The sequence below is a fragment of the Streptomyces sp. XM83C genome (assembly GCF_023072675.1).
In the GTDB taxonomy this organism is placed as follows: domain Bacteria; phylum Actinomycetota; class Actinomycetes; order Streptomycetales; family Streptomycetaceae; genus Streptomyces; species Streptomyces thermocoprophilus.
Map to the genome: position 1 here is coordinate 1 of NZ_JALLGL010000068.1, position 22,807 is coordinate 22,807.

15 protein-coding genes and 2 pseudogenes are annotated in these 22,807 nt (G+C 72.3%); 10 read left to right on the plus strand and 7 right to left on the minus strand.

Annotated elements, in window-relative coordinates:
- Positions 1–1,156: sigma-70 family RNA polymerase sigma factor (locus MTQ10_RS10695; RefSeq protein ID WP_247465206.1), on the minus strand; the 1,156-nt coding region annotated here is incomplete at its 3' end.
- 1,351 nt (positions 1,157–2,507) lie between these two features.
- Complete coding sequence (locus tag MTQ10_RS10700; protein WP_247465208.1) at positions 2,508–3,269, minus strand: TetR/AcrR family transcriptional regulator; 762 nt, start codon at positions 3,267–3,269, stop codon at positions 2,508–2,510.
- 374 nt (positions 3,270–3,643) lie between these two features.
- On the opposite strand from MTQ10_RS10700, the gene MTQ10_RS10705 reads away from it, so the two are divergent.
- From MTQ10_RS10705 to MTQ10_RS10720, 4 genes are all read left to right on the plus strand, one after another.
- Complete coding sequence (locus tag MTQ10_RS10705; RefSeq protein WP_247465211.1) at positions 3,644–5,044, plus strand: NAD(P)/FAD-dependent oxidoreductase; 1,401 nt, start codon at positions 3,644–3,646, stop codon at positions 5,042–5,044.
- A gap of 637 nt (positions 5,045–5,681) precedes the next feature.
- Complete coding sequence (locus tag MTQ10_RS10710; RefSeq protein WP_247465214.1) at positions 5,682–6,629, plus strand: SCO0930 family lipoprotein; 948 nt, start codon at positions 5,682–5,684, stop codon at positions 6,627–6,629.
- Positions 6,630–7,107: 478 nt separating this feature from the next.
- Positions 7,108–7,920: an SAM-dependent methyltransferase gene (locus MTQ10_RS10715; protein ID WP_247465217.1), complete on the plus strand. Its 813-nt coding sequence runs from the start codon at positions 7,108–7,110 to the stop codon at positions 7,918–7,920.
- Positions 7,917–10,052, plus strand: a complete 2,136-nt coding sequence (locus tag MTQ10_RS10720; RefSeq protein ID WP_247465219.1) for a putative bifunctional diguanylate cyclase/phosphodiesterase — start codon at positions 7,917–7,919, stop codon at positions 10,050–10,052. The genes MTQ10_RS10715 and MTQ10_RS10720 overlap by 4 nt, the downstream gene beginning before the upstream one ends.
- A 247-nt stretch (positions 10,053–10,299) precedes the next feature.
- Here MTQ10_RS10720 and MTQ10_RS10725 read toward each other — a convergent pair whose 3' ends face one another.
- Positions 10,300–11,184 carry a LysR family transcriptional regulator gene (locus tag MTQ10_RS10725; RefSeq protein WP_247465222.1) on the minus strand — a complete coding sequence of 295 codons (885 nt, stop codon included), beginning with the start codon at positions 11,182–11,184 and terminating at the stop codon, positions 10,300–10,302.
- A gap of 131 nt (positions 11,185–11,315) precedes the next feature.
- On the opposite strand from MTQ10_RS10725, the gene MTQ10_RS10730 reads away from it, so the two are divergent.
- The 4 genes from MTQ10_RS10730 to MTQ10_RS10745 all read left to right on the plus strand — a co-directional run bounded on the left by MTQ10_RS10730 (position 11,316) and on the right by MTQ10_RS10745 (position 15,995).
- Positions 11,316–11,987: a succinate dehydrogenase gene (locus MTQ10_RS10730; RefSeq protein WP_247465225.1), complete on the plus strand. Its 672-nt coding sequence runs from the start codon at positions 11,316–11,318 to the stop codon at positions 11,985–11,987.
- Position 11,988: 1 nt separating this feature from the next.
- Complete coding sequence (locus MTQ10_RS10735; RefSeq protein ID WP_247465228.1) at positions 11,989–13,938, plus strand: fumarate reductase/succinate dehydrogenase flavoprotein subunit; 1,950 nt, start codon at positions 11,989–11,991, stop codon at positions 13,936–13,938.
- Complete coding sequence (locus tag MTQ10_RS10740; RefSeq protein ID WP_247465231.1) at positions 13,935–14,684, plus strand: succinate dehydrogenase/fumarate reductase iron-sulfur subunit; 750 nt, start codon at positions 13,935–13,937, stop codon at positions 14,682–14,684. Before MTQ10_RS10735 ends, MTQ10_RS10740 begins: the two co-directional genes overlap by 4 nt.
- A 285-nt stretch (positions 14,685–14,969) precedes the next feature.
- On the plus strand, positions 14,970–15,995 hold the full coding sequence (locus tag MTQ10_RS10745) for a hypothetical protein (protein ID WP_247465233.1): 1,026 nt from the start codon (positions 14,970–14,972) through the stop codon (positions 15,993–15,995).
- A 7-nt stretch (positions 15,996–16,002) separates the two neighbouring features.
- Here the strand turns inward: MTQ10_RS10745 and MTQ10_RS10750 are convergent, their stop codons facing one another.
- The 4 genes and pseudogenes from MTQ10_RS10750 to MTQ10_RS10765 all read right to left on the minus strand — a co-directional run bounded on the left by MTQ10_RS10750 (position 16,003) and on the right by MTQ10_RS10765 (position 20,089).
- Complete coding sequence (locus MTQ10_RS10750) at positions 16,003–18,372, minus strand: excinuclease ABC subunit UvrA (RefSeq protein ID WP_247465236.1); 2,370 nt, start codon at positions 18,370–18,372, stop codon at positions 16,003–16,005.
- A 75-nt stretch (positions 18,373–18,447) separates the two neighbouring features.
- Positions 18,448–18,955: pseudogene (locus MTQ10_RS10755) on the minus strand (LLM class flavin-dependent oxidoreductase).
- Between the two features lie 100 nt (positions 18,956–19,055).
- Entirely contained in the window at positions 19,056–19,697 is a 642-nt protein-coding gene (locus tag MTQ10_RS10760; RefSeq protein ID WP_247465239.1) for a LysE family translocator, read from the minus strand.
- Positions 19,698–19,876: 179 nt separating this feature from the next.
- A complete protein-coding gene (locus MTQ10_RS10765; protein ID WP_247465242.1) occupies positions 19,877–20,089 on the minus strand; it encodes a dodecin in 213 nt (70 codons plus the stop codon).
- A 261-nt stretch (positions 20,090–20,350) separates the two neighbouring features.
- Between MTQ10_RS10765 and MTQ10_RS10770 the strand changes: the two genes are divergently transcribed.
- Together MTQ10_RS10770 and MTQ10_RS10775 are read left to right on the plus strand one after the other, a co-directional pair.
- Entirely contained in the window at positions 20,351–21,631 is a 1,281-nt protein-coding gene (locus MTQ10_RS10770; protein WP_247465245.1) for an extracellular solute-binding protein, read from the plus strand.
- 123 nt (positions 21,632–21,754) lie between these two features.
- Positions 21,755–22,687 (plus strand): annotated as a pseudogene (locus MTQ10_RS10775) (amino acid permease); the annotation flags it as partial.
- Positions 22,688–22,807: the final 120 nt, after the last annotated feature.

The window sequence follows — 22,807 nt, forward strand, 5'->3', positions numbered from 1 at the left end:
CACCCGCGCCGAGCGGGGGCTGCGCAAGCATCTGGAGGAGTGCGCCCGCCCCGGCGCCCCCGGCGATGATCCCGAGCGCCTTGGCGTACCCGGCGGCACCGAACCAGCCGATGACGGCGACCGGCACCACGGAGGGGATGGAACCGGCGACCTCCTCGATCTGGCGGGCGGCCAGCCGGCAGCGGGCGCACTCCTCCAGATGCTTGCGCAGCCCCCGCTCGGCGCGGGTGCGCAGCTTGCGGCGGGCGTAACCGCCGAGCTGGTCCGCCCAGCGGGCGCACTCCTCGTCACCGGTGAGTGTGGTGGAGACATGGGCCTGGAGATAGGCCTGTTTCAGGCCCTCGCGTGCCCGGCTGGCGAGCACCCGCGTGCCGTTGGCGTCCAGCCCGAACAGGACGGCGACGTCGCTGGGCGACTCGTCCTCGACCTCCGTGTGCCACAGCACCGCCTGCCACCGCTCCGGCAGCGAACGGAACGCCTGCATCGCCATCGACTGCTCGGCCTCGTGCATGGCCCGCACGTCCGCGCCGAGTTCGAGTGTGTCGTCGTCGGACAGCTCCGAGGAGCGCGCGGCCTGCGCGGCGAACACCGCGAAGTCGTCGACGAGCTGCTCCCGCCGCGCCGACTGGATCCACCGCGCCGCGACCCGCCGGACGGACGTGAGCAGATAGGCACGTACGGCGTGTTCGGGGCCGGAGCCACCGCGTACCGCCTGGAGCATGCGGGCGAAGACCTCGGCGGTGAGGTCGTCGGCGGTGTCCGCGTCCCGGCAGCAGGTGCGGGCGTAGCGGCGAACGGCGTCGGCGTGCCGCCGGTACAGCTCCTCGTACGCGGAGTCGTCGCCCGCCCGCATGCGGCCGATCAGGTCGGCGTCGGCGGGCGGCAGTTCGCGCGGGGGCGGCAGCACGCTGTCGGCACGCCACTCGCGCTGCGCGGGCACGCTCTCCCCGGCGATGCTGGACCCGTGGGAGGCGTCACCCTGCGGCGGGACGCTGTGGGGCGTGCCGCTGTGGGACGCACCGCTGGGGGACGGGCCGCTGGGGGCTGTGCCCCGGCGTCCTCCCTGCGCCGGTACCTGTGGTGGGGTGGGATCGCCGTTCCCCCCGGTCTCCGAGCCGTGCTCGCCGAGAGATTCCTCCCGCTCGTCAGAGCTCATCGCGTCCTGCCCCTGCCGCCTGCCTGACCCGTCACGACCACCGGGTCAGAGTGCCACATCGGCTTTCGGCCAGGACCCGGCCCGGCACCGCATCCACCCGTCCGTGGGGGCCCTCCGGACCTCCGCACGGGTGATCACCCGAACGGGGAAGCGTCAACTGGGGTCGGTCGGAGCCGAGTTGGGCGAAGGGCGAACGCCGGAACTCCGACCTGGCTGCCGTGGAGTCCGGAAGCGGGCTACTGGTCGCCGGGTGCCGACCGCCGACCGGCGATGTGGGTGGGGGCCGCCTCGCAGGGTACGGGCCGGCGATTGCCTAGAGGAGCGTCGGATGCGTGTGCGGAGTGCCGGGCAGCGGCGGTGGGGGAGCCGGGCGGCGGTGTGGGAGACGCCGGGAGCCGGCGTGGGTGCGGGCCGGTCGGCGGCCACTGGTCGACGAGCGCCGGTGGCAAGGCCGCTCGCTCGCCGGTCCGTAGGGCGGTCATGCGATCTGCCCGTATCCGCCGCGATCCGCCGGAGTACGGCGGTGGTCGGCGTGAGCAGAGGACAAGCCGTACGGCCGTGATCCACAGACGCCGGCAGCAGCCGACGCCGCAGCCCCCGGAACCGGCGCGAAACCGGCCCGGCCCAGGTCCGGGAGGTGTCAGGCGCAAGGCCGGCCGGGGCGAATCCGAGGTGGCGGGAAATCGGCGGTCGCATCCCGAAGCCGGTGCCGCACACCCGCACCGGGCGCCTCGGCTGACACCGGGACGGGGCCGAAGGGGCACGAGCCACCGACCGTGCCCACACCCCACCCTCATCGTTGCCGCGTACCGGCGTACCGGCGTACCGGCGTACCGGCGTACCGGCGTACCGGCGTACCGGCGTACCGGCCGCCGTCCAGAGGCCAAACCGGTGGCCGCTCCGATGGGTGGCCGGTCGCACCGGGCGTCCAGTAGCGCCCGCCGGCAGCCGTCGGCACCCGCGCCGGACCGGCACCGAGGCCCTGGACGACGGCCCAGGTGGCCCGTCGTCCAGGCACGCCGATGCGTACCGGCGTGGCACAACCCTGAGGCCACGAGCGACCGGCTCCATGGCCACGGGATGCTGGTCGAGCCCTGGTCGTCCCGCGCACGGACAGCCCGATGCCAGGCACCGAACCAGGCCGGGCCGGGCCGTGCAGACAGTTCGGACGCCGACCCGGGCTGAGCCGGCCCCAGCCAGGTCGACCAGCCATCCCGGCAGTCCGGGCCCGCGGAGCGGTACGCCGGTCCGCCGCCCCCAGCACTCCGGCCAGCCCCGATGCCGCAGCCGACGCCCGGCACCCGGCCGTCCCGGCCCCGGGTCGCCCACCGCCCGGCACCAGCCCCCGCCGTCACGCCGGGCGGGAGCGCAGGCCCTCCAGCAGGATGTCCAGCAGTCGTGCCGACGCCGCCGCCTGCTGTGCCGCGTCCGGCAGCGAGGGTGCCGCCGTCGCGATCACCAGCAGAACGTCCGCCACCGACACGTCGGGTCGCAGCTCACCCGCCGCGCGGGCGCGCTCCACCAGCTGGCCCACCACGTCCAGCAGCTCCGCCGCACCCGCGTCGAGCTGCGGTGTCGGTGCGCCCTGGTCGGGCACGAGCCGCAGCTCGCCGCCGCCCGGCTGGGTCCGCTGCGCGGGCACCCGCGCCTCGTCACCCGCCGCCGCGGACGGCTCCTCCGCGACCCCGACGCGCAGTATCTGCGGCGGCAGGAGCCGGCCGGCGCCCGACGCCACCGACGTACGCAGGAACCGCGACAGCGCCGACCACGGCTCGTCCTCCTGGCCCAGTGCCGCCCGCGCCTGCTCGGTCAGACGCGCGGTCTCCTCCTCGGCTATCCGCCGCACCAGCACGTCCTTGCTGGGAAAACGCCGGTACACCGTGCCCACACCCACGCGGGCGCGGCGTGCCACGTCCTCCATCGGCGCGCCGTACCCCAGCTCGCCGAAGACCTCGCGCGCCGCCCGCAGCACATGCTCCAGATTGCGCTGGGCGTCCACCCGCAGCGGCGTCGAGCGCGTACCGTCGCGCCCTGTGCCCGCCGCCGTGATCGGAGCCCCGCCACCCGCGGCCAGAGCGGACGCGGACGACCAATGAGAGTCCTGAATGTGCATGAATGATCCCCCGGTAATGACGTCTCCCCCCGGAGACTCTCCCCTTGGAATGCCAGGCGTGCGGAACAAGCCTCGCGTGCCCGGGCCCGCCCGTCGCGGGCCCGCTGAGCGCCTCCCCCTACACCCCGTCGACACACGAACATAGTTGAGAGGCAGTCAATTCAGAAGGGGCACGTTCCGCACGGAGCGCCCCCCGATCGGAGTACGGGCGGCATACATCCGCTTTGCACCCCTCCCCATACCCCAGCGCACCCCCTCTGACCTGCGCGCCTTCTCCGCACTCCGGCGTTTCGGTCAACTCTGCGCATCCCCGGCGCGCGGTCACACAAATTGCCGGGGCTGTGGACAAACAGAAGCGCCGGGTGCGTCATGGGATGGTGAAGGAACGTGCGCGCATTCTCGTTGTCGGCGGTGGCTACGTCGGGATGTACACGGCCCTGCGCCTCCAGCGGCACCTCAGACAGGAGCTGCGGGAGGGCACGGCCGAGATCACGGTCGTCACGCCCGAGCCGTACATGACGTACCAGCCGTTCCTCCCCGAGGCCGCGGCAGGCAACATCTCCCCGCGCCACGTCGTCGTACCCCTGCGCCGCGTCCTGCCGGACTGCCGCATCGTGATCGGCGAGGCCACCGCCGTCGACCACGCCGCTCGCACCGTCACCGTCGACACCCTCGCCACCAGGGAGAAAGGCCTCCCGGCCGAACACCTGGCCTACGACGAGCTGGTCCTCGCCCCCGGCTCCATCGCGCGCACCCTGCCCGTCCCCGGCCTCGCCGAGCACGGCATCGGATTCAAGACCGTCGAAGAGGCCATCGGCCTGCGCAACCACGTCATCGAACAGATGGACATCGCCTCCTCCACCCGCGACCCGGAGATCCGCGACGCCGCCCTCACCTTCGTCTTCGTCGGCGGCGGATTCGCCGGAGTGGAGGCACTCGGCGAGCTGGAGGACATGGCCCGCTACGCCACGCGCTACTACCACAACGTCAGCGCCGAGGACATGAAGTGGATCCTCGTCGAGGCCTCCGACCGCATCCTCCCCGAGGTCGGCGCCGACCTCGGCCGCTACACCGTCTCCGAGCTGCGCCGCCGCAATATCGATGTCCGTCTGCACACCCGCCTGGAGTCCTGCCGCGACCGCGTCGCCGTCCTCAGCGACGGCGCCCGCTTCCCCACCCGTACGGTCGTGTGGACGGCCGGCGTCAAACCGCACCCGCTGCTCGCCGCGACCGACCTGCCGCTCGACCCCCGGGGCCGCGTCCGCTGCACCCCCCAGCTCACCGTCGAGGGCACCACGCACGCGTGGGTCGCCGGTGACGCCGCCGCCGTCCCCGACGTCACCGCCGGTGAACCCGGAGCCACCACCGCGCCCAACGCCCAGCACGCCGTCCGCCAGGCCAAGATCCTCGCCGACAACATCGCCCGCTCACTGCGCGGCGAACCACTTCAGGAGTACGCCCACAAGTACGCCGGCTCGGTGGCCTCCCTCGGCTTCCACAAGGGCGTCGCCCACGTCTACGGCCGCAAACTCAAGGGCTATCCCGCGTGGTTCATGCACCGCACCTACCACCTCAGCCGTATCCCCACCTTCAACCGCAAGGCGCGTGTGATGGCCGAGTGGACCCTCGCCGGGCTCTTCAAGCGGGAGATCGTCTCCCTCGGGTCGCTCGAACATCCACGCGCGGAGTTCGAACTGGCTGCCGGTGGAAAGCCTTCTGACGGACACCACAAACCGAAGAACGGTCCGAGTGACGACCCGAAGGGGTCGTCCTGACCGGATCCAGGAACTCCCCGGGCTGCCCCGGCGTCTGACGGATACCGGCTCCGGCCCACCGGCCGGCACCGCACGACGCCGGCCGCGACCCCCGGCCGAAAGGCATCCGGCGCCCGCCCGGCCCGACGGCCACCCTGCCAGACTGGTCCCCGAGCCCGGACGGGCCGCCCCCCGTCCGCGAACCCACGAGGCTGTTCCCAAGTGCGCTTCATTCCCGTGCTGCATGTCCCGCGTGCCGCAACCACGCCCGGCCACCGCGCCGCGACCCCGGCCGGCGCACCGGCCGGGGTCGCGGCGGCGCGGGGTCGGGTCGGTTCGGGTCGATGCACGAGAAAGATCTTGAGGCCTGTACGGCCCGGCACTCCCTCCCGGCACCCGAATGCGCCCGAAGGAGGGACATCCGGTGCCTCGCGGGCCCGGTCCGCTGACGTTCGCCTGTCGGCAAGCCGTACGTCTGTACGGGCGCGGGAGGTGTCGGTGTGCGCCCCTGGGCGGAGCGCTCCGGCCTCCCACCGGAACAGGTTCCGCAAAGAAATCCGCGTCACGTTGAACGCTCCCGGTGTCCCCATGCGTACCCATGGCCGTGCGGCGGCGCAGCAGGGCGCTGCAAACAGCCTTGTGATATTGGGGAGTTGCCATGAAGACCTCCTGGCGGAGGGCCTCGCTCGCGGCAAGCGCCGTGGCCGTGCTGGCGTTGACGGCGGCGTGCGGTCAGGACAACGGCGGCGGTACGCCCGTCAGCCAGAACGTCGGCGCCGGTGCGCCGGCCGCCGGGGGCGGCGGATACAGCGGCCTGGGCAATCCGGGTTACGGTTCCGACGCCAAGGAGCAGGGTGCCGCGACCCAGACGGCCACCGCGGGTGAACTGGCCGTCAGCGACAACGCCGAACTGGGCGAGGTGCTCACCGACAGCGCCGGTTTCACCCTGTACCGCTTCGACAAGGACACCGCCGAGCCGCCCAAGTCGAACTGCGACGGCGACTGCGCCAAGGCCTGGCCGCCGGTCCCGGCGAACGACGCCACGGCCGGCGCCGGCATCGACGAGTCGCTGCTCGGTGAGGTCACCCGCGCCGACGGCACCAAGCAGCTCACCATCGGCGGCTGGCCCGCGTACCGCTACGCCAAGGACACCAAGGCCGGAGACGTGACCGGGCAGGGCGTCGGCGGCACGTGGTACGCGCTCGCCCCCGACGGCAAGAAGGCCAAGCTGAGCAATCTGCCCGGACTGTCCGTGCGGCACGACACCAACCTCGGCGACATCATCGTCGACAAGAACGGCATGACCGTCTACCGCTTCCTCAAGGACAAGGCGTGGCCCAAGCCGGTCTCCGCGTGCACCGGCGCCTGCCTGAAGAAGTGGCCGGCCGTGGCGCCCGTCGACACGGACGACACCAAGGGCGTGCAGAAGAAGGGCCTGATGAGCTTCACCCGGCCCGACGGCGTGAAGCAGCAGACGGTCAACTGCTGGCCCATCTACACCTTCTCCGGTGACAAGGCCCCCGGGGACATCAACGGCCAGGGCGTCGGCGGTACGTGGTACGCCGTGACCCCCGAAGGAAAGCCGGTCGGCGCGCCGAAGCAGTAGCAGATCACCTCCCCAGGGTTGATCGCCCCCGCCCACTGCGGGCGCCCGGCCCGTCCGCCCCCTCCGCACCGCACGGAGGGGGCGGGCTTTTTTGCATGCACGCCCGCGTCCAGGCCGTGTCCCCCCGCGTGTGCCGCGCCTTCGCGCGGACGCCGCACCACCCGCGCGTGCCCGCTCGCGCGTGGACGCCGTGCCGCCCCGCGCGTGCGCCGTGCGTTTCCCGGGCCGTCGCATCGACGCGCTCCCGCGATGGCTCTTTCCGCGCCCTTCACCCGAAGTCGTACGATTCCTCACTCATGGGGGAACTCGCCGACATTCCCGCGTACCGTTCACGCCGATTCCGCGCGTGTGGAATTCGGCACGTGCCGCAGGCAGTGACCGGGAACGGACGGTCAATTTCCGGTTCCACTCGCTCCATTGCCGGACGATCAGTAGCCTCAGCTCGAACACCGGATCGTCCACACCTTGGAGAGAGCAGATGGAGCGTCCCGCTTGGGCCCCACGGAGCATTGACATCTCGGTGCCGAGCGTCTCGCGCATCTACGACTACTACCTGGGTGGTTCGCACAACTTCGAGGTCGACCGGGAAGCGGCCCGCAAAGCAATGGAGTTCATGCCGGGCCTGCCGAAGATCATGCAGGCGAACCGGGCGTTCATGCGCCGCGCCGTGCGCTTCGCCGTCGACGAGGGAGTCACGCAGTTCCTCGACATCGGCTCCGGCATCCCCACCTTCGGCAATGTCCACGAGGTCGCCCAGGCCGCCCGGCCCGGCGCCCGCGTCGTGTACGTCGACCACGACCCGGTCGCCGTCGCGCACAGCGAGGCCGTCCTCGCCGGCAACGACGCCGCCGATGTGCTCGCCGCGGACCTGCGCAAGCCCCGGGAGATCCTCTCCAGCCCCCAGGTGGAGCGGCTCATCGACCTGAACCGGCCGGTGGCGCTCCTTCTCGTTGCCATACTGCACTTCGTGGAGGACGAGGACGACCCGTACGGTGCGGTGGCCGAGCTGAGCGAGGCGCTCGCGCCCGGCAGCCTGCTGCTGCTCACGCACGCCTCGTACGAGGGGGCGCCGCTGCTCCAGCAGCAGGCCGAGGGTGCGGTGGACGTGTACAAGGACATCCGCAACCCGTTGATCATGCGCTCGCGTGACGAGATCACGCGGTTCTTCGAGGGGTACGACATGGTGGAACCGGGACTGGTGCCGATGCCGCACTGGCGGCCGGAGACGGCGCCGGAGGACGAGGACCCCTATGCCTTCTCCGGTTTCGCGGGCGTGGGGCGCAAGGCGTGAACGCACAGCCGGACGGACCGGAGGACAGACTGCGGCGGTTCGCGGCGATCTGGAGCCGGGCGGTGTTCCCGCTCACCTCGACGTCGTCGACCCGGCCGGAGTTCGAGAAGCAACTGCTGCCGCTCGCCGAGCGGTTGAGCAAGGCGCTGGTGGCGCCCGCGTTCGACGCCGAGGAGGGCCGCGCCGTCGGCGCCGCCCTGGTGTCCGCGCACTGCACCGACCCCGAGGCGCTCAGCCGCAGCCTGGACTGCGTCGACGCCTACCTGTCGCTGTACTGCGGCGGCGACGGCGACGCCGAGACCCTGCGCATGCGCAGCGCCCGCCTGCAGCACGCGATGGCCGCCGGGTACGCGCAGGCCCTGCGCGAACGCACCCTCGCCGAACAGGAGGCCATCGCGCAGGCCGCGCTGCGCGCCCAGGGCGTGGTGGCGCAGGCCCTGCACGCCAGCGAGGCCCGGTTCCGCGCCGTGTTCGAGGGCGCCGCGATAGGGATCGCCATCGCCGACCTCGAAGGCAACATCCTCCAGGTCAACGGCGCCCTCGTGCGGATGTTCGGCGGTGCGGAGCAGACGCTGCGCGGCCGCAACGTCAAGCAGTGGACGCACGCCGAGGACGCCCCGCAGGTGTGGCGGCTGTACGAGGAACTCGTACGCGGCGAGCGCGAGCACTACCACGTGGAGAAGGCCTTCTACCGCCCCGACGGCACGGTCCTGTGGACCAATCTGACGGTGTCCCTGCTGCGGGACGCCGACGGCGCACCGCAGTACCAGCTGGCGCTGATGGAGGACACCACCGAACGCCGGCTGCTCAATCTGCGGCTGCGGTACGAGGCCACCCATGACGCGCTGACCGGGCTGCCCAACCGGACGCTGTTCTTCGAGCGGCTGGAGAAGGTTCTCGGCGCGGGGGAGGGGCAGCGGTTCGGGCTGTGCTACCTCGACCTGGACGGCTTCAAGACCATCAACGACAGCCTCGGCCACGCCGCCGGCGACCGGCTGCTCGTCGAGGTCGCCGACCGGCTCCAGTCCTGCGCGACCGCGCCCGGCGAGATGGTGGCCCGGCTGGGCGGCGACGAGTTCGTGGCGCTGACCACCGGCCCGGACACCCAGCGCGAGGTGGACGAGCTGGCCGCGCGGATCATGAACGCGTTGTCGGCGCCGGTCCGGATCGACGGGCGGGAGCTGACCGTGCGCGGCAGCATCGGCATCGTCGAGGGCCCGGCCGGTGAGCGCAGCGCGGCGGAGGTGCTGCGCAGCGCCGACATCACCATGTACCGGGCGAAGTCGGCGGGCGGCAACCGCTTCGAGCTGGCCGACCCGGAGGCCGACGCCCGCGCCATCACCCGGCACGGGCTGACGACGGCACTGCCGGCCGCGCTGGAGCGCGGCGAGTTCTTCATCGAGTACCAGCCGCTGGTCCACCTCGGCGACGGCAGCGTACGCGGCGCGGAGGCACTGGTGCGCTGGCTGCATCCGCAGCACGGTGTGCTCGGCCCGGACCGGTTCATCCCGCTCGCCGAGCACACGGGGCTGATCGTGCCGCTGGGCCGCTGGGTGCTGGAGCAGTCGGTGCGGCAGGCCCGTGCCTGGCGGGAACGGAACGCGGACGCGGGCCCGTTCCGCATCAACGTCAACCTCTCGCCCTGCCAGCTCACCCATCCCGGACTGGTCCAGGACACCGTGGAGATCCTGGAGCGGGCCGGCGTCCAGCCGGACGCGCTGTGCCTGGAGGTGACCGAGTCCGCGCTGATCGGCGCCGACGACGACCTGCTGAAACCCCTGCGGCGGCTCGCCGAGATGGGCGTCGACATCGCCCTGGACGACTTCGGCACCGGCTACTCCAACCTGGCCAACCTGCGCAGGCTGCCGGTGAGCATCCTCAAACTGGACCGCTCCTTCACCCAGAGCATGCAGCGCTTCCCCGCCGACCCCGTCGATCTGAAGATCGTCGAGGGGATCGTCTCCCTCGCGCACAGCCTGGACCTCACGGTCACGGTGGAGGGCGTGGAGACCGGAGCGCAGGCCGAACAACTGCGGATACTCGGCTGCGACACGGCCCAGGGCTGGTACTACGCCCGCCCCGGCCCCCCGGAACGCCTGCACGAACTGGCCCTGGTGGACGCCACGGGCTGACACGGGACACACCCGGCCGCCCCGGCCGGGGCACCCCGCCCGCCCCAGCGCACCGCGAGCGGTCCCGGCACACACCCCGGTCCGCCGTGCCCCGCCGCCCGGTGAGCGGGCGTTGTGCGGTTCGTGTGTCCTGGTGTCCGGCTGCCCGGTGAGCGGGCGTTGTGCGGTTCGTGCGCCGCCGGTGTCCCGCCGCCCGGTGAGCGGACCATGCGTCTGCTTCGCACGTCCCGCTGCCCGGGGCGGCCCGTCACCGTTCCAGCAGCATCCGCTGAAGCTCCCGCGCGGCACGCGGCGGGGCCACATCGCTGCGGTGCGCCAGGGCGATCGTGCGGTACAGGCCGGGACGGGCCAGCGGCGTGACCCGCAGCCCCCGGCCCGAACGCGCGGCCACCATGCGCGGTACGACCGCCACGCCGAGCCCCGCCCGGACGAACCCCAGCACCGCGTCCATCTCACCGCCCTCCACCGCGAAGTCCGGCTCGAACCCGGCCGAGCGGCACGCCGCCACCGTCAGTTCCCGCAGGTCGTAGCCGTGCCGGAACATCACGAGGCGCTCGCCCTCCAGGTCGGCGATCCGCACCGTGCGCCGGCCGCCGCCCGGCTTCGGCGCCTCCGGGGAGGACACGACGACCAGGTCCTCCCGCAGCAGCTCCACCGTCGACAGCGCGGGCGACGGTGTCGGCAGCGGCAGCACCACCAGCGCCAGATCCAGCGCGCCGCGCGCGAGATGCCGTACCAGATCGTGCGAGCCGCCCTCTTCGATCAGCAGCCGGATGCCCGGATAGCGGTCGTGGAAGGCGCGCAGCACATCCGGCAGCAGACCCGTGCACAGACTCGGTGTCGCACCGAGACGCACCCGCCCGCGCCGCAGCTGCACCAGCTCCTGCACCTCGTGCCGGGCCGTGTCCGCGTCGGCGAGGATCCGCCGGGCCAGCGGCAGCAGCGCCTCCCCGGCGTCGGTGAGCGTGATGTTGCCCCGCGCCCGCAGGAACAGATCCGCGCCCAGCTCCCGTTCCAGCGCCTTGATCTGCTGCGACAGCGACGGCTGCGCGACATGGACCAGCTCGGCGGCCCGCGTGAAGTGGCGGGTCTCCGCGACGGCGACGAAGTACTGGAGCTGCTGGAACTGCACCCGCACAGAATAGACCTTCGATAGGCGGCGGCTATCGAAACAAGGCGGACCATGTCTTGGACCGATGGGGCCCTCCGGCCCTAGCGTGCTGTGACATGGCTCTGGCAACGCGGACGGACCGACGGCCGTCCATGGCACGCACCGTGTGGGACTCCACCGTCGGCAAAAAGGCGGTCATGGCCGTCAGCGGCGCGATCATGCTGCTGTACCTGGTCGCCCATGTGATCGGCAACCTGAAGATCTTCTTCGGGGCCGGGGAGTTCAACCACTACGCGCACTGGCTGCGCACCGTAGGCGAACCGTTCATGCACTACGAGTGGACCCTGTGGCTCGTCCGGGTCGTCCTCGTCGTCGCGGTCGTCGCCCACGCCGTCTCCGCGTACCAGCTCAGCCGCCGCGACATCAAGGCGCGCCCCAGCAAGTACGTGCACAAGAAGCCCCGGGCGAGCTACGCCACCCGAACCATGCGCTGGGGCGGGATCATCCTCGGCCTGTTCATCGTCTGGCACATCCTGGACCTGACCACCGGCACCGTGCACTCCGGAGGCTTCCAGGAGGGCCGGCCGTACGAGAACGTCGTCGACACCTTCTCCACCTGGTACGGCAACGTCATCTACATCGTCGCGATGCTCGCCCTCGGCCTGCACATCCGGCACGGCTTCTGGAGCGCCGCCCAGACCCTCGGCGCCGGCAGCCGCACCCGCGACCGGGCCCTGAAGGCCGTCGCCAATGTTCTCGCGCTGCTGCTCACGGCCGGTTTCATCGCCGTCCCCGTGGGCGTCATGACCGGAGTGGTGAGCTGACATGACCGACTACGTGACCTACACGACCGGCGAGCCGGTCACCGACACCAAGGCCCCCGCCGGCCCGATCCACGAACGCTGGGACAAGCGCCGCTTCGAGGCGAAGCTCGTCAACCCCGCCAACCGCCGCAAGCACACCGTGATCGTCGTCGGCACCGGCCTCGCCGGCGGCTCCGCCGGCGCCACCCTCGCCGAACAGGGCTACAGGGTCGTCCAGTTCTGCTACCAGGACTCCCCGCGCCGCGCCCATTCCATCGCCGCGCAGGGCGGCATCAACGCCGCGAAGAACTACCGCAACGACGGCGACTCCGTCCACCGCCTGTTCTACGACACCGTCAAGGGCGGCGACTTCCGCGCCCGCGAGTCCAACGTGCACCGGCTCGCGCAGATCTCCGTCGAGATCATCGACCAGTGCGTGGCGCAGGGCGTGCCCTTCGCCCGCGAGTACGGCGGCCTCCTCGACACCCGCTCCTTCGGCGGCGTGCAGGTCTCCCGCACCTTCTACGCCCGCGGCCAGACGGGCCAGCAGCTCCTCCTCGGCGCCTACCAGGCGCTGTCCCGGCAGATCGCCGCGGGCAACGTGGAGATGCATCCCCGTACCGAGATGCTCGACCTGATCGTCGTCGACGGACGGGCCCGCGGCATCGTCGCCCGCGACCTGATCACCGGGAAGATCTCCACGTACTTCGCGGACGCGGTCGTCCTGGCGAGCGGCGGCTACGGCAACGTCTTCTACCTGTCGACGAACGCCATGAACTCCAACGCGACCGCGATCTGGCGGGCGCACCGCCGCGGCGCGTACTTCGCCAACCCCTGCTTCACACAGATCCACCCCACCTGCATCCCGCGCACCGGCGACCACCAGTCGAAGCTGACGCTGATGAGCGAGTCGCTGCGCAACGACGGCCGGATCTGGGTGCCCAAGGCCAAGGGCGACAACCGGCCGCCGAACGAGATCCCCGAGGACGAGCGCGACTACTACCTGGAGCGCATCTACCCGTCCTTCGGCAACCTCGTGCCCCGCGACATCGCCTCCCGCGCCGCGAAGAACGTCTGCGACGAGGGCCGGGGCGTCGGCCCCGGCGGCCAGGGCGTCTACCTGGACTTCGCCGACGCCATCAAGCGCATGGGCCGCAAGGCCGTCGAGGCCAAGTACGGCAACCTCTTCGACATGTACCAGCGGATCACCGACGAGGACCCGTACCGGGTCCCGATGCGGATCTACCCCGCCGTGCACTACACGATGGGCGGACTGTGGGTCGACTACGACCTCCAGACCACGATCCCGGGCCTGTTCGCGATCGGTGAGGCCAACTTCTCCGACCACGGCGCCAACCGCCTCGGCGCGTCCGCGCTGATGCAGGGCCTCGCCGACGGCTACTTCGTGCTTCCGGCCACCCTCAACGACTACCTGGGGCGCAACCCGAAGCTGGACCCGGTCACCGACGGGCACCCCGTGGTCAAGGAGGTGCTGGCCGAGACCGAGGACCGCATCGAGCGGCTGCTCTCCGTCGACGGCGACCGCACCCCGGACTCCTTCCACCGCGAACTCGGCGAACTGATGTGGGAGTTCTGCGGCATGGCCCGCAACGACGCCGGCCTGCGCCAGGCACTGGAGCGCATCCCGCAGATCCGCGAGGAGTTCTGGCAGCGGATCAAGGTGCCCGGCACCGGTGAGGAGTTCAACCAGTCGCTGGAGAAGGCCAACCGCATCGTCGACTATCTGGAGCTCGCCGAGCTGATGTGCCTCGACGCGCTGCACCGCACCGAGTCCTGCGGCGGCCACTTCCGCGAGGAGTCCCAGACCCCCGACGGCGAGGCCGCCCGCAAGGACGACGAGTTCTCCTACGCCGCCGCCTGGGAGTTCACCGGCACCGGCACGGCGCCCGTCCTGCACAAGGAAGACCTGGTCTTCGAGTACGTCCACCCCACCCAGCGGAGCTACGCATGAAGCTCACCCTGCGCGTCTGGCGGCAGAAGAACGCCGACGCCGACGGCGCCATGTCCACCTACGAGGTGGACAACGTCTCCCCGGACATGTCCTTCCTGGAGATGCTCGACACCCTCAACGAGGAGCTCATCCTCAAGGGCGAGGACCCGGTGGCCTTCGACCACGACTGTCGCGAGGGCATCTGCGGCGCCTGCTCGCTCGTCATCAACGGCGACGCGCACGGCCCCGAGCGCACCACCACCTGCCAGCTGCACATGCGGTCCTTCAAGGACGGCGACACCATCGACATCGAGCCGTGGCGGGCGTCCGCCTTCCCGGTCATCAAGGACCTGGTCGTCGACCGTTCCGCGTTCGACCGGATCATCCAGGCCGGCGGCTACATCACCGCCCCCACCGGCTCCGCGCCCGAGGCGCACGCCACGCCCGTGCCGAAGCCGGACGCCGACTACGCCTTCGAGCACGCCGAGTGCATCGGCTGCGGCGCCTGCGTCGCCGCCTGCCCCAACGGCGCGGCCATGCTGTTCACCTCGGCCAAGGTCAACCACCTCAACGTCCTGCCGCAGGGCGCGCCCGAGCGGGAGACCCGCGTGCTGGACATGGTGGCCCAGATGGACGAGGAGGGCTTCGGCGGCTGCACCCTCACCGGCGAGTGCGCCACCGCCTGCCCCAAGGGCATCCCCCTCACCTCCATCACGAACATGAACCGCGAGTGGCTCCGCGCCACCCGCAAGGCCGGCAAGCGGTAGGCCGGCCCAGGACGTTCGCCGGCAGGGTGCGGACGGGCGGGACCGGGTGTGGTGCTCATCCCCGGTCCCGCCGAGGCACCGCCGACACGTCCCGTTCCGGGGCTTCGCGTCCCGTGCGTGGTGGCAGGGTCCCCGCACGGGGCTGCGCGCCCGACGCGTGCGGCCCGGGTCCCGTCACGGGGCTTCCCGCCCGGCGCGTGGCGGCAGGGTTCCCGTCCGCCGGGCTTCCCGCCCGGGGCCGCGGGGCCGGGCCGCGTTGTCAGTGGGGGCCGTTAGGGTGCCGTCATGATCTACGACGACACCCAGGGCGGAGCCTTCCTCGACGCCGTCGCCGCGTTCGAGGCCGCCGTGCGCGACCAGCACGGCGCCCGCTCCGAGCAGGGCTTCCAGCAGATGCACCGGGCCTTCTCCGACGCCCGCCCGCACGAACTGGCCGAGGGCGGGCCCCGGCTCGCCGATCTGCTGCCGGAGGTGCCCGACGGGGCCCGCGGCCTGATCTCCGTCGTCGTCGGCGCCTGCGTCGAACGCGGCGCGGACGCCGCCCGCTGCGCGCCCAACGTGTTCGACGGCCTCGGCACGGCACTCGCCGGCTCCGCAGAGTTCTGCGAGCGCTGGGCGGCGACCGGCGGCGGCGACGTCCCCGCGCCCCAGATGCAGTTCATGGACGACGCCGTGATCGAGCGGGTCGGCGAGGACCCCGCCGGCCACTGGTGCGCGCTGCCCCCCATCGAGCGGGCCTGCGTCACCCTGCTCAGCCACGCCGCCGTGCGCACCGCGCTGGGCGCCGACCGCCGCGCCGAACTGTTCCGTTCGGTGCGCGCGCTGGAGGAGACCTCCGGGCACGACTTCAAGTGCCTCGCCTACGCCCTGCTCGTCCTCGACGACGAACCCGTCATCGCCCTGCACCGCCCCACCGGCACCGGGTACGCGCTGCGGATGACCGGCATCGGCGACAACTTCCAGCTGCACACCCTCCTCGCCGACGTCCTCGTCGGTGGCGGCCACGTCCCCGGCCACGCGCCCTCCGCCCAGGAGGCGGCCGTCTGCCGCGACCAGCCGGGCCAGGTGGACACGGTCGGCTCGTTCAACCTGGTCGGCCCCGACGGGCAGTGGGTGTGGAACGAGGGCACCCCCAGCGACATACCCGTCGTGGACGGCGTACGACTGCTCGTGCTGGACCCGCCGCCCTACCGGCGGATGTGGCCCGCCGGACGGTTCTTCCCGCACATGACCGGCGATCTGACGCTGGAGCGCGTCCTCGCGCCCGAGGAGGCCGCTGCCTGGCTCGCCCGCTGCAAACCGGCCGCCTGACCGGCCGTCACGGCCGGGAGCCGAGCGCGCGGGCCAGATAGGGCGCGGTGGCACTGCCCTCCGCCCGCGCGACCTCGGCCGGGGCACCGGCGGCGACGATCCGTCCGCCCGCGTCACCGCCGCCCGGACCCAGATCGACCACCCAGTCCGCGCCGGCCACCACATCCATGTCGTGCTCGACGACGACGACCGTGTTGCCCGCGTCCACCAGCGCGTGCAGCCGGCGCATCAGCACCTCCACATCGGCCGGGTGGAGGCCCGTCGTCGGCTCGTCCAGCAGATACAGGGTGTGCCCGCGCCGCCCGCGCTGAAGCTCCGCCGCGAGCTTGATGCGCTGCGCCTCACCGCCCGACAGCTCCGTCGCGGGCTGCCCCAGCCGCAGATAGCCGAGACCCACGTCGAGGAGCGCGCCGAGCGGACGGGCCGCGGCCGGCACATCCGCGAAGAACTCCACGGCGGCCTCCACCGTCAGGTCCAGCACCTCGGCGACACTCCGCCCCCGGTACGTCACCTGAAGCGTCTTCGCGTTGTACCGGGCGCCGCCGCACTCCGGGCACGGTGTGTACGTGCTCGGCAGGAACAGCAGCTCCACGCCGACGAAACCCTCGCCCTGGCAGGTCTCGCACCGCCCGCCCGGCACATTGAAGGAGAACCGGCCCACGCCGTACCCGCGTGCGACCGCCTCGTCCGTGGCCGCGAACAGCTTCCGCACGACGTCGAACAGGCCCGTGTAGGTGGCCGGATTGGAGCGCGGCGTACGGCCGATCGGCTTCTGGTCCACCTCGACCAGCCGGCCCACACCGGGCAGCTCCTCGCGGATCTCCCCGATCAGGGTGGACTTCCCCGACCCGGACACCCCCGTCACCGCCGTGAAGACCCCGAGCGGGAACTCGGCCGTCACCCCGCGCAGGTTGTGCCGGATCACCGGACCCACCGTCAGCCACCCCCGCGGCTCCCGCACCTCACGCGCCGGCGCGGACCTCCGCCCGAAGAGGTAGCGGGCCGTCGCCGACTCCGGCACGCCCGCCAGCGCGGCCGGCGGGCCGCTGTGCAGCACGCGCCCGCCGTGCTCCCCGGCACCCGGCCCCACATCGACCAGCCAGTCCGCGCCGCGCACCACGTCCAGATGGTGCTCCACCACGAACACCGAGTTCCCCGCCGCCTTCAGCCGCTCCAGCACCGTCCGCAGGGCCTCCGTGTCCGCCGGGTGCAGCCCCGCCGACGGCTCGTCCAGCACGTACACCACCCCGAACAGCCCCGACCGCAGCTGGGTGGCGAGCCGCAGCCGCTGCAACTCGCCCGCCGACAGAGTGGGCGTCGCCCGGTCGAGGCTGAGATAGCCGAGGCCCAGCTCGACCACCGGCGCGATCCGTGACCGCAGATCCTCCACGAGGACCCGCGCCGTCTCGGACGCCGGGGTGCCGAGCGCCGCCACCAGCTCCGACAGCGGCAGCGCCGCCAGCTCGGCGATCGTCCGGCCGCCGACGGTCACCGCCAGCGCCTCCGGACGCAGTCTGCGCCCCCCGCACGCCGGGCACGGGGCACTCGTCAGGAACCGTTCGGCCTTCGCCCGCAGCGTGGCGCTCTTCGACTCCGCGAACGTCTTCATCACCCAGCGCCGGGCGCTCATGTACGTGCCCTGGTACGGCCGCTGGATCCGGTCGGCGTCCCGCACCGGGTGCACGGTCACCACCGGCTGCTCGTCCGTGAACAGGATCCACTCACGGTCCTTCGCGGGCAGCTCCCGCCACGGCCGGTCCACGTCGTGGCCGAGCGCGTCGAGGATGTCCCGCAGGTTCTTGCCCTGCCACGCCCCCGGCCACGCCGCGATCGCCCCCTCCCGGATCGACAGCGACGGGTCCGGGACCAGCAGCTCCTCCGTCGTCGTGTGCACCTGCCCGAGACCCTGGCACTGGGGGCAGGCACCGGCGGCGGTGTTCGGGGAGAACGCGTCCGAGTCCAGCCGCTCGGCCCCCGGCGGATGATCGCCCGCGCGGGAGAACAGCATCCGCAGCGAGTTGGACAGGTTCGTCACCGTGCCCACCGACGACCGCGACGTCGGCGCGGAACGGCGCTGCTCCAGCGAGACCGCGGGCGGCAGCCCCGTGATCTCGTCGACCTTCGGCGCGCCCACCTGGTGGATCAGCCGCCGCGCGTACGGCGCCACCGACTCGAAGTAACGGCGCTGAGCCTCCGCGTACACCGTGCCGAACGCCAGCGACGACTTGCCCGAGCCGGACACCCCGGTGAACACGGCGACGACGTCCCGGGGGATGTCGACGTCCACGTCGCGCAGGTTGTGCTCACGGGCGCCGCGCACCCGGACGCAGGGATCGTGGGAGTCGTACGGGCCGTGCGGGTCGTGCGGGCTGTGCATAGGGGCTGCTCCGTGGCGCTTCACGTTTCTCGCCGGCACCGGGAAGCGGCCCCGCACCGGACAAACCCTGCGATCCTACGCGCCCGCGTGCACCGGCCCCACGACCGGCGCCCTCCCGGTGACGGCGGCGAGCCGCCGGTAGGAGTCCGGCAGCGCCTCACGGTCGTACGTGCTGGTGGTGACGAGGACCTCGTCGGCGCCGGTCTCCTCCAGCAGCGCCTCCAGCTCACCGGCGACCTGCTCCTCGGTGCCGGCGATGTGCCCGGCGAGCCCGGCCTCGTACAGGCCGCGCGCCCGCCCGGTCATCGCCCGCCGCTCGACCTCCTCGGCACGGGCGGCAGCGGCACCCCGCCCGTGCCGACCCGGATCGTGCGTGTCGCACCGGCCACGGCCGCCGCCGGCACCGTCGGAGCCGAGCCCGCCACCGCGTGATGCTCGGCCACCCAGAACCTGCTGACCCCAGCCGCTCCGCCTCCCGGGCCAGGCGCACGGTGTCACGCACCGCCTCGGCGGCGGTGTGCCCCGCACGGATACGGGCGCGGTCGAGGATCGAGAACGGGGTCCGGGCGATCGGGGAACTCATGTACGGTTCAACGCCCGGCGCGCTCGGCAATCCCTCGGACGGCCGGCACCGGAACGGACGGCCGCCGCCGGAAGGGACGTCCGGCGCCCGGCGGGGACGGTCAGTCGGCGTGGCCCGTCGCCGCCACCGTGACACCCAGCCCGATCATCGTCAGCCCGCCCGCGCCGCCGACCATCGAGAGCCGGCGCGGGGAACGGCCGAACCAGTCGCGGGCAGTGGCCGCGACGAGCCCCCACACGCTGTCGGAGACCAGCGCGATGACGTTGAACACCAGGCCGAGCAGCAGCATCTGGAGCGTGGAGCGGCCCGCGTCGCGGTCGACGAACTGCGGCAGCACGGCGGCGAAGAACACGATGGTCTTCGGGTTGGACACGCCGACGAAGAACCCCTCCAGGAAGGTGCGCCGCCCGCCCCGCGCCGCCGGCTGCGCCTCGGCGAACGCGGCCCGCAGCTCGCCCCGCTCCCGCCAGGCGCGCACCCCCAGATACACCAGACAGGCGGCGCCGGCGAGCTTCAGCGCGGTGAACACGAGGACGGAGCGCTCCACCACCGCCCCGACGCCGAGCGCCACCGCCGCGACGAGGACGTACGCGCCGAGCGTGTTGCCCGCGACGGTCGTCAGCGCGGCCCGGCGCCCCTGCGCGAGCGCCCGCCCGATCACGAACAGCACACTCGGGCCGGGCACGATGATCAGCAGGAAGGAGAGCGCGGCGAAGGCCGCCAGCCGGTCGGAGGACACCATGCGGCCATGCAAGCACGCGGCGCGGTCCGCCCTCCACGGCTTTTGCGGCGCGGCCGGCGCGGCGCACCGGACCGCACCGGCCACGGGTCCGGGACCCGGGGGACCCGGGGACGCGGGGAGCCCCGGCGACCCCGGCGACCCCGGGGTCGCCCGGCGGCACCGGGCAGCCCCGGTGCGCCTCAGTCGTCCTCCAGACGGAAACCGACCTTCAGGCCGACCTGCCAGTGCGCGATCTGCCCGTTCTCCAGCTGGCCGCGCACCTGTGTCACCTCGAACCAGTCCAGGTTGCGCAGGGTCTGCGAGGCACGGCTGATCGCGTTGCGCACGGCCTGGTCGACGCCGTCGGGCGAACTGCCGACGATCTCGGTGACCCGGTAGGTGTGGTTCGACATACGGGTGCTCCTCTCCGCGGGGACAACAGCGCGTGTGGCACGCGTCACTCCACCGTGCCCCAGGCTGCGGCGGAGCGCGAGGCGTCGGGGGCTACCCCGGGGAACCCCTTGACCCGGGGATTGGTCCATACCAAAATCCAGCACACCCGTTCGAGCGAGCCGTGCTCGTCCCCCCACGTCGGGCTGTTCGCCCTGCCGTCGCTCCATGGCGCGGCAGGGGCCCTGTCCGCAGGACCCGCCCAGGACCCCGGGAGACCTCTCGTGCGCCGCCGCCTGCTCGCCCTCGTCTGCGTGTCCGCCTCCCTGCTCACCGGCTGCGGTCTGATGCCGCAGGGCGACGGGGGAGGGCGCCGTACCGTCACCGTGTGGCTGATGAAGGACAGCGCCTCACCGGACTTCCTGCGCCGCTTCACCGAGGACTTCGAACGCACCCACACCGACCTCGACCTCGACATCCGCATCCAGGAATGGACCGGCATCGGCCCCAAGGTGCAGGCCGCCCTCAAGGCGGGCTCCGGCGAGAGCGCGGCCGGCGAGGATCTGCCCGACGTCATCGAGGTCGGCAACACCCAGGTGCCGCAGTACGTCGACAAGGGCGGGCTGCTCGATCTGACCCTGGAATCGCTGCGGGACTGGGGCGGCGACCGCTGGCTGCCCGGCCTCGCCGAACCCGGGCGGCTCCGGGGCACCCAGTACGGCATCCCCTGGTACGCGGCCAACCGCGTCGTCATCTACCGCAAGGACCTCTTCGCCGAGGCCGGCGTGAAGACCCCGCCGCGCACCCGCGCCGAATGGCTGGACGCCACAGCCCGGCTCGACGAGGGCCCGGCACAGGGCATCTACCTCGCCGGCCAGGACTGGTACACCCTCTCCGGGTTCATCTGGGACGAGGGCGGCGAGCTGGCCGAGGAGCGCGACGGCGGCTGGAAGGGCGCCCTCGACACCCCGGCCGCCCTGCGCGGCATGGACTTCTACCGCCGCCTCCAGGCCCTCGGCGAGGGACCCGTCGCCGCCGACGAGGAACACCCGCCCCAGGCGGACGTCTTCGCCCGCGGTGCCGTCGCCCAGATCATCGCCGTACCGGGACTGGCCCGCGCGATCCTCGCGCAGAACCCGGACCTGGAGGGCAAGCTCGGCTTCTTTCCCGTGCCCGGCCCGACCGCCGACCGGCCCGGCAGCGTCTTCACCGGCGGCTCCGACCTGATCGTGCCGCGCAACACCGACGACCGTGAGGGCGCCCTCGCCGTCGTCGACGCGCTCACCGGCGAGAAGTGGAACAGCGAGCTGGCCCGGACCATGGACTACGTCCCCAACAAGGCCGACCTCGCCGACGCCGTCGCCGGCGAGGAGGGCGTCGCCGCCATGGCCAAGGGCGCGGCACAGGGGCGGGCCACGCCCAGCACCCCGGAATGGGCCGTGGTGGAGGCCGACAACCCCATCAAGGCGTACATGACGGCCGTGCTCTCCGGAGGCGACCCCGAGACCGAGGCCCGCAAGGCGTCCCGCCGCATCACCGAACTGCTCCAGGTGACCCTGAACTGACCCGCAGCGCCCCGGCACCCGCCCGGCCCACGGCCAACGCCCCGGACATGCAGGACGAACGGGAAATATCTACATTGTCCCGAGAGTGCACGTCGTGATGTCGTGTCCGGCCGGAAGGACGCCATGTCGCAGGCCACCAGCACCGAGGCCGAGCCCCGGGACCTGCCCACCGCCAAGCTGTCCCTGCTGACGATGGCGGCCATGGTCGTCGGGTCGATGGTCGGGGCCGGAGTCTTCTCCCTGCCGCGGCGGTTCGCCGAGGAGACCGGCGTCGCCGGCGCTCTCATCGCCTGGGCCGTGGCCGGCACCGGCATGCTGATGCTGGCGTTCATCTTCCAGCTGCTGGCCGTGCGCCGCCCCGACCTCGACGCCGGCGTGTACGCCTACGCCAAGGCCGGCTTCGGCGAGTACATGGGCTTCTTCTCCGCCTTCGGCTACTGGGCCAGCGCCTGCGTCGGCAACGTCACCTACTGGGTGCTCATCATGTCGACGATCGGCGCGATCTGGCCCGAACTCGGCGAGGGCAACACCGCCGTGGCCGTCGTGCTGTCCTCCGCCGGACTGTGGGCGTTCTTCTGGATGATCCGGCGCGGCGTGAAGGAAGCCACCGCCATCAACAAGATCGTCACGGTGGCGAAGCTCGTCCCCATCCTCGTGTTCGTCCTCCTCGCCCTGGTGTACTTCGACGCCGACGTCTTCGCGGACAACTGGCGCGGCGCCGACTACGCCGGTTCCCTCTTCACCCAGGTGCGCGGCACGATGCTCGCGACCGTCTTCGTCTTCCTCGGCGTGGAGGGCGCAAGCGTCTACTCCCGGCACGCAAAGCGCCGTTCCGACGTCGGCAAGGCCACCGTCCTCGGCTTCCTCAGCGTCTTCGCCGTCTTCGCCTCCGTCACGATCGTCTCGTACGGCATCATGCCGATGGCCGAGATCGCCGACCTGCGCCAGCCCTCCATGGCCGGCGTCCTGGAGGACGCCGTCGGCACCTGGGGCCGCGTCTTCATCAGCGTCGGACTGATCGTCTCCGTCCTCGGCGCCTACCTCGCCTGGACAGTGAGGATGTGACGTGGTGACGCCGCTGGTGGGTCTGACCCCTCGCCTGACTGACGTCTCGACTGTCCTGTTTGGGATTTGTCGGCCCGCCGGGCGTCACCACGCACGCGGCCGGACGGGCGT

Bases quoted from the DNA above. Each gene is read 5' to 3' on its own strand.
- MTQ10_RS10700 (WP_247465208.1), bottom strand. From the start codon at position 3,269: ATGCACATTCAGGACTCTCATTGGTCGTCCGCGTCCGCTCTGGCCGCG.
- MTQ10_RS10705 (WP_247465211.1), top strand. From the start codon at position 3,644: ATGGTGAAGGAACGTGCGCGCATTCTCGTTGTCGGCGGTGGCTACGTC.
- MTQ10_RS10710 (WP_247465214.1), top strand. From the start codon at position 5,682: ATGAAGACCTCCTGGCGGAGGGCCTCGCTCGCGGCAAGCGCCGTGGCC.
- MTQ10_RS10715 (WP_247465217.1), top strand. From the start codon at position 7,108: ATGGAGCGTCCCGCTTGGGCCCCACGGAGCATTGACATCTCGGTGCCG.
- MTQ10_RS10730 (WP_247465225.1), top strand. From the start codon at position 11,316: ATGGCACGCACCGTGTGGGACTCCACCGTCGGCAAAAAGGCGGTCATG.
- MTQ10_RS10735 (WP_247465228.1), top strand. From the start codon at position 11,989: ATGACCGACTACGTGACCTACACGACCGGCGAGCCGGTCACCGACACC.
- MTQ10_RS10740 (WP_247465231.1), top strand. From the start codon at position 13,935: ATGAAGCTCACCCTGCGCGTCTGGCGGCAGAAGAACGCCGACGCCGAC.
- MTQ10_RS10745 (WP_247465233.1), top strand. From the start codon at position 14,970: ATGATCTACGACGACACCCAGGGCGGAGCCTTCCTCGACGCCGTCGCC.
- MTQ10_RS10750 (WP_247465236.1), bottom strand. From the start codon at position 18,372: ATGCACAGCCCGCACGACCCGCACGGCCCGTACGACTCCCACGATCCC.
- MTQ10_RS10760 (WP_247465239.1), bottom strand. From the start codon at position 19,697: ATGGTGTCCTCCGACCGGCTGGCGGCCTTCGCCGCGCTCTCCTTCCTG.
- MTQ10_RS10765 (WP_247465242.1), bottom strand. From the start codon at position 20,089: ATGTCGAACCACACCTACCGGGTCACCGAGATCGTCGGCAGTTCGCCC.